Here is an 11,537-nt window from a genome sequence, read left to right as displayed (position 1 = left end):
TGCAGCCACTTGCCTGACGCTTGCCAGAATATTGATTGAAACGCTCCCCCACACCGGATCGACCAATGCCGATATCGCCGCCCGGCTGAAAGCTGGCGATCGCATTGCCGAGGGGTTCTGGCTGGTTGCTGACCGGCAGACCGCAGGGCGGGGCCGCCATGGGCGCCCATGGTTTGACGGCCATGGTAATTTCTTGGGCTCCACCGTTGTCTATCCGTCCGACAGGGATCCGCCAGCGCCGACCCTGGCGCTGGTCGCGGGACTTGCGGTTTACGAGGCTGCATTGGCATTTTGTGCCGACCCGGCGGTTCTGAAATTAAAATGGCCCAATGATCTGATGCTGTCCGGTGCAAAACTGGCAGGCATTCTGCTGGAAGGTCAGGGGGATGCCGTGATTGTCGGCATTGGCCTCAATCTGGTGCACGCGCCGGATTTGCCGGACCGGCCAACGGCTGCGTTAAGCCACATTGGTCCGGCGCCGGACCGTGACCTGTTTGCCTCGGCACTTGCATCCAGCTTTACCACCGAACTGCAGCGCTGGCGCACTTACGGGCTTGATTCCCTGCTGCGGCGCTGGGAAAGCGCAGCACATCCGCGCGGCACTGCGTTACACGTCAATGAGCAATCCGAAGGCATCATAAAGGGCCAGTTCGACGGTCTGGCGGATGATGGCTCTCTGCGTCTGCGCTTGGCTGATGGCTCCACCCGTGCCATCCACGCCGGCGATGTGATGCTCGCTTGAAGGAAACGCACATGTTGCTGGTCGCCGATGTCGGAAATACCAATGTCGTCTTCGCCCTGTTTGACGGGGCAGAAGTGCGCACGCGCTGGCGCATCGCCACCGACCCGCGCCGCACGGGTGACCAATATGCCGTCTGGCTGACACAGCTGCTTGCGCTGGAAGGGATTGACCGGGCCGAAATCCGGCAATTCATTATCGGCTCCGTCGTCCCGCGCGCGATCCATAATCTGACCGTGCTGAGCGAGAAATATTTTGGCGTTACCCCCATGGTCGCAGGCGAAGGCGTGGCAGACTGGGGCGTGACGCTGGATGTGGACGAGCCCCGCTCGGTAGGGGCGGACAGGGTGCTGAATGTGATTGCCGCCCATGCCAAATTTGCAGGCGACCTCATTCTGATCGATTTTGGCACCGCAACCACTTTCGATGCGGTGGATTTCACCGGAGCGTATAAGGGGGGCATCATTGCGCCGGGAATCAACCTCTCGCTCGACGCTTTAGTCGGCAATACTGCCAAACTGCCGCGTATCGCGATAGAAGCGCCGCGCACCACCAGCGTTATCGGACGTAATACCGAAGACCAGATGTTGATCGGGGTCTTCTGGGGCTATGTCGCGATGATGGAAGGATTGATTGCCAAAATGCGTGAAGAAATAGGCCGGCCCGCCAAAGTGGTCGCCACTGGCGGCCTTGCCATCCTGTTCGACAAGCACACGCAAATGTTTGACGCGGTGGATTCCGACCTCACTCTGGAAGGGCTCGCCATTCTGGCGCGTCGGGCCATTTCATGAAGAAAGATTTTACCCCGGAAAAAGAGCTGCTTTTTCTCGCCCTTGGCGGTTCGGCGGAAATCGGCATGAACGTCAACCTGTATGGGTGTGACGGCAAATGGCTGATGGTCGATCTCGGCATGACATTTTCCGGTGAGCAATATCCCGGTGTTGATCTGGTGTTTGCCGATCTGGAATTCATCGAGGAACGGCTGGATGATCTGGTCGGCATTGTGCTGACGCATGGCCATGAAGACCACATTGGCGCGATCCCTTATTTTGCAGAGGAACTGGGCGTTCCGCTCTATGCAACACCGTTCACCGCCGACCTGATTTCGCGCAAGCTGGAAGAAGCCGGCTTGCTGGGCGAAATCACGCTGAATGTCATCGAAGGCACCGACAGCTTCGCGGTTGGCCCGTTCGACATTGGCTATGTCCCGCTCGCGCATTCCATTGCCGAAGGCAACGGCCTGATTATCGATACGCCTTATGGCCGCATTTTCCACACTGGCGACTGGAAGCTGGATGAAGAACCCATCATCGGCGACCCCACGACGCAGGAAGAACTGACCGAACTGGGCGATGACGGCATACTTGCGATGGTGTGCGATTCCACCAATGTCTTCAACCCGAACCCCAGCGGTTCCGAAGGCGGTGTCTATCGCGGGCTGATGGATGAAGTGAAACGGCATGAAGGCCGGCGCGTCATGGTGACCACATTTGCTTCCAATGTTGCCCGCCTGCACACGCTGGGCGAAGTGGCGAAGGCCACGGGCCGCAAATTATGCGTTGCCGGGCGTTCGCTCGACCGCATCATCGAAGTGGCGCAGGATAGCGGCTATCTGCAGGATTTCCCCAAGACGGTGGATTTCCAGACAGCCATGCAATTGCCGCGTGGCGACGTTTTGATCATGGCGACCGGTGGGCAGGGCGAACCGCGCGCGGCACTGGCGCGCGTGGCAGAAGACAACCATCCGATCAGCTTGCAAAAAGGCGATGTCGTGCTGTTTTCCAGCCGCCAGATACCGGGCAATGAAATTGCCATCGGGCGGGTGCAGAATAAGCTGGCAGAACGCGGCATCGTGATGGTGACCGACCGACAGAGCGAAATCCACGTTTCCGGCCACCCTGGGCGTCCTGAACTGGAAGCCATGTATTCGTGGCTCCGTCCGGAAATTCTGGTGCCGGTGCACGGGGAAATCCGGCATATGCAGGAACAGGTCAGGGTGGGGCAGGCGGCCGGCATTCCGCATAATGTTTTCCAGAAAAACGGCGATATCATCAGGCTGGCACCCGGCCGACCGGGCAAGCTGGCCGAAGTGCGCACGGGCCGTCTGGTGCTGGACGGCGATATGATCGTGCCGGCCGATGGCGAGGCCATTTCCATGCGCCGCCGCATGGCCCGCGAAGGCGTGATCGTGGTTGCGCTTGATTCCAGCCTCAGACCGCATTTTGAAGTGCTGGGCATGCCGCTTGATGAAGATATGACCGAATTCCAGGTTGAAGCATCGGCCGATATTGTTCAGGCATTGGGCAAGCTGAAAGGGCCGGCCCGCAAGGATCGCAAAGCCCTGACCGAAGCTGTGCGTCTGGCGACCCGTCGGGCCGCAACGCGGTGGAGCGGCAAGCGACCGCAGGTCAAAGTCATTCTGATAGGGGGCTGATCACGGTGCAGTGGACGTCCATCATTGCGATTTTCGTGCTGTTCTGGGTGATGTGCGCCTTTGTCCTGCTGCCTTTCGGCGTGAAGACGCATGATGAAATGGGCGTCGACAAAATTCCCGGTCAGGCGGACAGCGCGCCTGCCAATTTCCGGCCCCTGCGCCTCGTCATCATCGCATCCGTGTGCGCGGTGCTTGTCACGACCCTTTACGTGCTCAATTATGATAATGGCTGGGTCACGGTTGATGATGTGAACTTCTTCAACCCGCCGGAAATGCCCTGACGCAGACTGCGCCTGCTTAATTACGCAGCCGCTCAATCGCCTGCGCGAGCGCGACATACAGCTTGCCCATGTCGGAACTCAGCACTGTAACCCCCAGCGCATTGCCATCGCGGGTGGAAAGCATGGTCCGCAGCATCGCTTCGAAATCATGGATATACCGGCTGACATTGGCGGAAAATTCGCTGTCAGCCGCGTAGATTTCTGCAATGTCGCGGGCTTGCGTATTGTCGAGCAGGCGGACTGCACGGCGCGTGAAAATGCCCCGGTCTCCGCGCAGATATGCCGCCCATGCAGTGTCGGTAACATCATTCGACAATGCCTTGGAAATATCGATCGCGTTGGAATTGAGGCTTTCGGTGATGAGAGCCACCCGGCGCGAGAAATCATTATCGACCTGTTCTTCCGCGCGTTCTCTGGCGCGGGCAACGCGGCTTTCCAGATTGCTGGCAAGTTCGTTCACCTTGCCCAGCTGATCGCGCAGCTGAATGGTCGCCTCTCGGCTTGCGCCTGATGCATTGGCAGCGGCGGTTTCCAGCTCCGCAACGGCAACCACGGTGCGGGCCTTTACCGCGTTTTCGATTGCTTCTGCTGTCTGGCTGCCGATGTTCTGCGCAAGCGCCGTTATTTTCGCGGCTGATCCGGTTTCAATCCCGGCCACTGCATCACGCGCCGCGGTTTCCAGTTTGGCGATGGCATCGCTGAGTTCAGCTTGGGCACGGTGGGACAGCGCTTCGCTGTTTTCACCCAGGGCGGCGAGCGAAGTCTGTAGCCGCTCAATTTCATCAAGATGGCTGGCATTTGCGTGCGACAGGCGCTCGTGAAATGCATCTGCCTGCCGGATTGCCTGATTGCCTGTGTCTTGCGCAGCCAGCACATATTCCGACAGTTCCTCACCCTTCCTGCCCGCTTCTGACAGCAGCACATGCAGGCTGTTCACCCGTTCTTCAGTGGTGGAAAGCAGGGACGTTGCCTCGCTGATCGCGCCTGGCAGATCCTTGCGGCTGTGGACCGCGCTTGCCTGAATAAGTTCGAGCAAACGCACTGTTTCTTCGGTGAGGGTACGAATGGCATTGGCGGTGCCATCTACGCTATCCCGGCCTTGTTTCAGCTGCCCGGCAAGATCGGCTGCGCTTTGCCCCAACAGGCTCTGCGTATCGCTGCCTTGCTGTGCCAGACTTTCCAGATCTGACCGCAAATCCCACATTCGCTGGGCAATGGCCTCGCCATGTTCAGCCAGCTTGTTGGTATGTTCAATCTGCTCGGCGCGGCGGGCCGCGATGGCTGCATCCAGTTCGGCAAGCTGAAGCGCAAGGGCAGCGGTGGCTTCGTGCTCGTCCTGCGCCATCTGGCTGCGGCGCATATCCAGCTGATGACCCAGAGCGCTGCTGCGATCTGTCATGATCGCATCGACCCGTTCGGCCTCGTCCTTCAAATCCTGCAATTTGCGGTTGGATGCCGCCAGCGCAGCTTCGTCGATGGAAGTGACAGTGGCTATTGCTTCTGCAAGCCGGGCCTGCATGGCGTCAATCTGTCCGGCCCATGCGGCAATCGCCAGATTTTCGCTTTCCCGGACTGACCGGCCAACCACGCCTGTCTCATCCTTGATGGATGTGATCCGCGCCCTCAGCGATACAATCGCTTCTTCTTCCTGATTGTCGAGCGCATCGCGCGCGGTGGCCAATTCGGCCGCCAGCGTATCAGCGCGCCTGCGCATGGCGGCGAGCGCTTCCACTTCGCGGCCATCCAGTTCGGCGCGGAAATCCTCGCTTCTGGCGCGCAGAGTTTCAAACCGGGTGCTGGCGATGGTTTCCATCTGCCCTGTCTGCACTTCAAACCCGGCCAGTGCCGCATCAATCCGGCCTTGCAAGGCAATGACCTGCCGTGCACTCGCCTGCCCGAAATCATTGAGCCGGCCAAAGCCGTTGATCATTTCCTCGATCTGCGCATTGGCCGTGCGTCCCGCGCCGCCAATCTGGTTGGTCACATCACGCGCCGAATTGGCCACCACGGGCAAATCGTCCCGCAGCCGGACCATGTTTTCAACCGCGCTGGTGCTGACATCGGCAATGCGGTCAACCTGCTCGCCATTGGACTGGATCAGGCTCTGCAAATGGTCAGCATGGTGCGACAAACGCTCCGCTGCTATCCGGCCAAGCGATTCCAGTTCGCGCGATTGCGCCGCCAGAAATTCGCGGGCGAGGCTCAATTCGCGGTTTACGACGGACAGGCGGTTTTCCAGCGCTGCCGATTCGTCCGACAGCAGGCGCGCAACCTGGCCAAAGCGCACGGCCTCGCGACTGCTGTTGCGCGATGCCAATATCCACATACACACCACCAGCAGCACAGGAACTGCCCATGCCGCAATCCACGCAGTCCATTGCTGCGCAGAACCGCCGCCAAGCATTTCAGACCGGTTGGCCCATCCGTAAAACGCCGTCCAGCAAGCAATGATCACGCCAGCAGCGACAGGCATGATCCAGCCTTTGTCACGCGGGGCAGGGGCAGTTTCCTCCCAGTCGTCAACCCATTCGTCTTCCAGTGCGAATGGTTCTTCGGCCATTGCATCCAAATGGCTGGGCTGCGCCTCTGGCGCGGTGTCAGGCCCAACGGCCCGGATGTTTGATCCACTGCTCATAAAGGGGAAACTATCACTTTTGTGAAAGTGTTAAACCCCGTCTTAACCCTCTGGACGTAAGAATTATTGGCTATGTTGTATGAAAACGGCGCTCTCGATGCCACCTTGGCAGCCGCAGCAGGCGATGATGCTGCCTTGCTGGCGGAATTGCGCCACGCATTTGTCGAAAGCCTCGAACGGCAAGTGGATTTGCTCAGACGTTCCCGCTGCGATGGCAACTGGAATGTTGCTGCCATGCGCTTGAAAGGTCTTGCCGCCAGCTTTCATGCCAGCAGCCTGATTTTTCTGGCTGACGAGGCCATTGCCTCGGCGCCCGGCGACCCTGCGATTATTCGTAAAATCGAAAATTTTCTCTTCGATTTCACGACCTAGCAGCGCCAGCCCGCACGCGCGCGCCGCTGGCCGCTTGGCACATCGCCTGCCGCCGCCTAAAGCCAGCATTCCAAAGCAGGGAGCCGGCACGTGAGGGTCGCACTTTTATCGACCATTGAATCCTTGAACGACACTGGCGGCGATCCGGCGGCCTTTCTACCCGTGGCCGGCCGAACCATTGCGCGCCATCAGCTTGAATGTGCCATCGCCCTGGGGTGCGAGCGAATTGCCTGCCATGCTGTCGGCCTGCCGCCGGAACTGGTTGCCCTGCAGCATGTGGCCGAAGATGCTGGCGTGCAGTTTCACATCATCCACGGTAACCGGTCGCTTTCAGGGCTGGTGAAAGCCGCCGATGAATTGCTGGTGTTTGCAGACAGCCTGCTAACCGATCAGGCGCTGGCCGCCAGACTGATCGGCGATCACCCTTGCGTCCTTGCCTTTCCCGCTGATGAAGGCGTGGCTGCCGGATATGAGCGGATTGACCGCGACCATGCCTGGGCCGGTCTGTTTCTGGTTCGCGGCTCCGCTGCTGAGCGTCTGGCGGACCTGTCTGCCGATGCGGACCCGGTGCCCAGCCTGCTGCGGATTGCCCTGCAATCGGGCACTGCCATCAAGATGATGCCGCGAAATACGTTGGCCGGGCGCGAATGGGGGCTGGTCCATTCCCAGAGTGATGCCGCCATCATGGAAACATCCTGGCTTGACCGGTTTACCGAGGTCGCCCCCATTTATGCCCCCATGCTGGCGGTTGCAGATCGCAGCGCAATCAGGCTGGCGTCACGGCCGGACGGCGCACCGCTTGGCGGGCGCGGCATCATGCTGGCCGCACTGGGCGTGGCCGGATTGGCAGGCGTTGCGGGCTGGTTTGCCGAACCGGTTGCCGGGCTGGTGATGCTGGCTCTCGCTGCCTTCGCAGCGCGACTTGGCAAAACGCTGTTATCGGTGGAGGCTGTGGGCCGCAGCATAAGCACTGGCGAAGTCGCCGGACGCCCCATGCAATGGTCAATGGCCCGTGCCGGCTCCATCGCGATTGACGCCGGCATTGCGGCGCTGACATGGCTGGCGGCGCCGTCTTTCGAGCAATCATCCGCGGTGCTTGGCATTCTTTGTCTCATTATCATCTGCCGGCTGGCGGAAAATCTGCCATTGAAACCATGGAAAATTGTCCTGTCCGACCGGCCGTTAATGCTGATTATCCTGTCGTTCGCAGCGTATGGCGGGCAATTAAGTCTTACAATTCAAATGCTAAGCCTTGTTTTACTGGCAGTGATCCTGTTTGATACAGTGCGATCTGGGCTAACGCGGGCTTAACCATGCATATGTATGGGATATGGCCATGATCGAGAGCGGTGTATCCCTGCTGCCCCAAGCGCTGACTGAAAGCGCCCTGAGCGATGACCTCGCGCAGGGTGACGTTGTGCTTGGCACAATCGGCCCTGTGCTCGGCCATTTGCTCGCCAATCAGGACCAGTCGCTGTTCAGCGATGAAGTGGTTGCGCGGGTCCGCGGCATGGTTTCCCATGTGGCCATGCAATTGCTGCTGGCACAGGCAGAAGAAGCGGGCGAAGCCGAGCCTTATGCCTTTGCGCAGGGAAGGCGTGATGCGCTGGCGGCAGAACTGGCAGGGTTTCAGCCGCTGCTGACACATTGCCATGCGCTGGCGCTGGAATGGCAATTGGCCATGCGTCTCGAAGCGCGCAATGTCATAGACCCGGTACTATCGCCACTGTTGCAGGCTCTTATCGCATCGGATGATGGCAGCACGGCCAGTGCCGCCATGGCCGCGCTGACAGCGCAGGCGCGCTTTATCCAGCAGCAGCGGCGGATGGAACTGCCGGTGCATGAACTGCCGGGCGACCTGTTTCATAATGCCTTGCTCATCTGGGCCAATTGCTCTGTCGATGATGCAGCGCCAGCGGTTGCCAAGGCGCAGGCCACAGCGCGCGCCACATTCGACGAGAGCGCATCGCGGGCGGGGCTGCTGGCACGTTCGGTGGCGATGATGGGCAAGGGGGCAATGGCCGCCATGTCACTCGATCATGCAGGCCTCGCCATTTTCCTCACCACGCTTGCCAGCGCATCGGGTCAGGATCGTGACATTGTTGCGATTTCGACCAATGACAGGCAGATGACGCGCCTGGCCCTTGCCATGCGGGCAGCAGGCGTCTCGCCCAGAGATCTGGAAAAGCAATTCCTGTTCATTCACCCGGATGCGGCTCTGCCTGCCGGTGTGGAGGCACTCAGCGCGGAACGTGCGGCCATTCTGCTGGCGGCAAGCCGGCGGAATACCGCAGGTTAAGCGATGAACGCCGCTACCACTTCCTATCTCGCCCGCGCGCGCACGGATGCGGATGACTGCCTGATCGAGGCGGACGAGCCGCTGGCCGGCCTGCAATTGCGCTGCGGCGGGACATTGCCCGGCAAAATCGCCATACCCGAATTGCTGGCACTGGTTCGCAAGACCCGCAAATATGGCCTGCGTCTGGCGCGGATGGTCCATGCCATTGATGGCGACGAACTGATCAAGGCGTGGGTGGAAATTTCGCCCCACGCTGAAGGGGCTGTAACCGGTGCTGACAGCGCCGGGCAGGGCGGCTGCACAATTCACCTGGCCAATTGGCAAACCTCGCCCCTGCCGGGTGATGATCAGGAACTGGCTGCCTCGCGCCAGCTGGAAATTGACCGCGCCATTGCCGAACTGACATCCCGGTTGGACCCGCGCCAGCATGTGCTTACCGTTGAAAGCACAGCGCCCGATCTTGCAGAACTGGTTCAGCGGATGCGGTCGGGTATGGGCCGTCCGTGGACCGATTTTGTGGTTTTCCCCGGTAACAGCCATGAACAGCCCATGCACTGGCGACTGCTTGACGGCGCGGAATGCATTATCGAAGGGTCTGAACGCAAGTGGAAGGCCGTGCTGGTGCCGCTGGGCCAGCCAGAGGCAGGCAGCGCCGGTTTCGAACTGTATCTGGTGGCGCAAACGCCGTTCATCGCCGGTACCGGGCCGCGGCTTGCCAGGGGTGAGCCGGTATTGGGCAATTCGCTGGGCAGTGAATTATCGCCAGTGCTGCGTCAGCCAATCGCGCGCATTATCGCCAATGCCGAGACAATCCGCAGCAAGCTGGCAGGCCCGCTCGCGCAGGAATATAGCGATTATGCAGCGGACATCGCGTCAGCGGGGCAGCATCTGCTGGCGCTGATTGATGATCTGTCCGATCTGGAAGTGGTGGAATCGGCCGGTTTCAGCACCGCGCCTGACCGTATAGATGTGGCCGATGTGGCCCAAAGAGCTGCAGGAATTCTGGGCGTACGCGCGCAGGAGCGCGGGATTGAGTTGATCCTGCCAACTCTTGACGCTCCTCTGGGCGCCATCGCGGAATTTCGCCGGGTGCTACAGGTGCTGCTGAATCTGGTCGGCAATGCCATCCGCTATTCGCCGCAGGGATCGCGGGTGCGGATCGAATGTGCGAAAATTGGTTCGACAGTCCACATTACCGTGGCTGATGAAGGGGCTGGCCTGTCGCCGGATCAGCAGATCGCTGTATTCGAGAAGTTTGAACGCCTTGGGCGCAGCGGCGATGGCGGTTCGGGCCTTGGCCTGTATATTTCGCGCCGCATTGCACGGGCGATGGGCGGCGATTTGACAGTTGAAAGCAGCCCCGGTGAAGGGGCGCGCTTTACTCTGGAAATACCGGGGGAAATACCGGGCGCTGAATAATTCAGCGCCCGGAATAATTTCGGCAGACGTTCAGGAATATATAGTCTGAACCTTACTGCGTAATCCTACCGCTGGCCCACTGGCACATAATCGCGCTGTGTCGGGCCGGTATAAAGCTGGCGCGGACGGCCAATTTTCTGGCCGGGATCGGAAATCATTTCATTCCATTGGGCAACCCAGCCCACCGTGCGCGCCAGCGCAAACAAGGCAGTAAACATGGTCGTCGGGAAGCCGATGGCCGACAGAATGACGCCGGAATAGAAATCGACGTTGGGGAACAGCTTTTTCTCGACAAAATACGGGTCGTTCAAAGCCATTTCTTCAAGCCGCAGCGCAGTTTCGAAAACCGGATCGGTTACCTTGAGGGCGTCAAACACTTCGCGCACCGTCTTCTGCATCACAGTGGCGCGCGGATCGTAGTTTTTATATACGCGGTGGCCAAAGCCCATCAGCCGGAACGGATCATTCTTGTCCTTGGCCCGCTCGATATAATGCGGAATCCGGTCCGGCGTGCCGATTTCGCGCAGCATGTTGAGCGCCGCTTCATTGGCGCCGCCATGGGCAGGGCCCCACAGGCAGGCAATGCCCGCTGCGATACAGGCAAACGGGTTGGCACCCGAAGAACCGGCCAGGCGCACGGTGGAAGTCGAAGCGTTCTGTTCGTGGTCGGCGTGGAGGATGAAAATCCGGTCCATCGCTTTTTCCACAGCCGGTATCACTTCATATTCTTCAGCCGGAACGCCGAAGGTCATACGCAGGAAATTGCCGGTATAGGACAGCGAGTTATCCGGGTGCATGAACGGCTGGCCAATGGAATATTTATAGGCATTGGCCGCAATGGTCGGCATTTTCGCAATCAGGCGATGCGACGAAATCTTGCGGTGGTCAGGGTCCGAAATATCGGTGCTGTCGTGATAAAACGCCGACAAGGCGCCAACCACACCGCACATGATGGCCATGGGGTGCGCGTCACGGCGGAAGCCCTGATAAAACTGGCGCAGCTGGTCATGCAGCATGGTGTGGCGCGTGATGGTATAGGTGAAATCATCCAGCTCGTCCTGCGTCGGCAATTCGCCGTTCAGCAGCAGATGGCTGACTTCCATGAAGCTGGAATTTTCTGCCAGCTGGCCGATGGGGTAACCGCGGTGAAGCAGCACGCCTTCTTCGCCATCAATATAGGTCAGCGCGCTTTCGCACGATGCTGTGGATGTGAACCCGGGATCGAATGTGAAGGCGCCGCTTTGCGCGTAAAGCTTGCGGATATCCACCACATCGGGGCCGCAGCTTCCCTGCAGCACAGGGAAATCCAGTGCTTGCCCACCAAGTTCCAGTTTTGCCTGTTTATCCGCCAAGTTCAT

At 59.7% G+C, this 11,537-nt stretch carries 10 protein-coding genes; 8 read left to right on the top strand and 2 right to left on the bottom strand.

Annotated features, from left to right (window positions below):
- The first annotated feature begins 31 nt into the window (after window positions 1-31).
- Genes GRI44_RS05555 through GRI44_RS05540 form a run of 4 tightly spaced genes read left to right on the top strand, consistent with a single transcriptional unit; the run spans window position 32 to window position 3,454 of the window.
- Window positions 32-742, top strand: a complete 711-nt coding sequence (locus GRI44_RS05555; RefSeq protein WP_160600403.1) for a biotin--[acetyl-CoA-carboxylase] ligase — start codon at window positions 32-34, stop codon at window positions 740-742.
- 11 nt (window positions 743-753) lie between these two features.
- Window positions 754-1,530 carry a type III pantothenate kinase gene (locus tag GRI44_RS05550; RefSeq protein WP_160600402.1) on the top strand — a complete coding sequence of 259 codons (777 nt, stop codon included), beginning with the start codon at window positions 754-756 and terminating at the stop codon, window positions 1,528-1,530.
- A complete protein-coding gene (locus GRI44_RS05545; protein WP_160600401.1) occupies window positions 1,527-3,173 on the top strand; it encodes a ribonuclease J in 1,647 nt (548 codons plus the stop codon). Before GRI44_RS05550 ends, GRI44_RS05545 begins: the two co-directional genes overlap by 4 nt.
- A gap of 5 nt (window positions 3,174-3,178) precedes the next feature.
- A complete protein-coding gene (locus GRI44_RS05540) occupies window positions 3,179-3,454 on the top strand; it encodes a DUF1467 family protein (RefSeq protein WP_160600400.1) in 276 nt (91 codons plus the stop codon).
- 16 nt (window positions 3,455-3,470) lie between these two features.
- Here GRI44_RS05540 and GRI44_RS05535 read toward each other — a convergent pair whose 3' ends face one another.
- A complete protein-coding gene (locus tag GRI44_RS05535) occupies window positions 3,471-6,089 on the bottom strand; it encodes a CCDC158 family protein (protein ID WP_160600399.1) in 2,619 nt (872 codons plus the stop codon).
- 72 nt (window positions 6,090-6,161) lie between these two features.
- On the opposite strand from GRI44_RS05535, the gene GRI44_RS05530 reads away from it, so the two are divergent.
- From GRI44_RS05530 to GRI44_RS05515, 4 genes are all read left to right on the top strand, one after another.
- Entirely contained in the window at window positions 6,162-6,461 is a 300-nt protein-coding gene (locus GRI44_RS05530) for an Hpt domain-containing protein (RefSeq protein WP_160601306.1), read from the top strand.
- A gap of 90 nt (window positions 6,462-6,551) precedes the next feature.
- Window positions 6,552-7,772, top strand: coding sequence for a hypothetical protein (locus GRI44_RS05525; RefSeq protein ID WP_160600398.1), 1,221 nt, complete (start codon window positions 6,552-6,554; stop codon window positions 7,770-7,772).
- Between the two features lie 19 nt (window positions 7,773-7,791).
- The gene (locus GRI44_RS05520; RefSeq protein WP_160600397.1) at window positions 7,792-8,760 is read left to right on the top strand and encodes a hypothetical protein; all 969 of its coding nucleotides are present in this window, start codon (window positions 7,792-7,794) and stop codon (window positions 8,758-8,760) included.
- A 3-nt stretch (window positions 8,761-8,763) separates the two neighbouring features.
- Window positions 8,764-10,179 carry a sensor histidine kinase gene (locus tag GRI44_RS05515; protein WP_160600396.1) on the top strand — a complete coding sequence of 472 codons (1,416 nt, stop codon included), beginning with the start codon at window positions 8,764-8,766 and terminating at the stop codon, window positions 10,177-10,179.
- Between the two features lie 65 nt (window positions 10,180-10,244).
- Here GRI44_RS05515 and GRI44_RS05510 read toward each other — a convergent pair whose 3' ends face one another.
- Complete coding sequence (locus GRI44_RS05510; protein WP_202386146.1) at window positions 10,245-11,531, bottom strand: citrate synthase; 1,287 nt, start codon at window positions 11,529-11,531, stop codon at window positions 10,245-10,247.
- Window positions 11,532-11,537: the final 6 nt, after the last annotated feature.

Origin of the sequence: Allopontixanthobacter confluentis, assembly GCF_009827615.1 — a bacterium.
In the GTDB taxonomy this organism is placed as follows: Bacteria; Pseudomonadota; Alphaproteobacteria; order Sphingomonadales; family Sphingomonadaceae; genus Allopontixanthobacter; species Allopontixanthobacter confluentis.
Note: the sequence above shows the minus strand (reverse complement) of the source record. Positions and strands in the feature narration are given on the sequence as shown.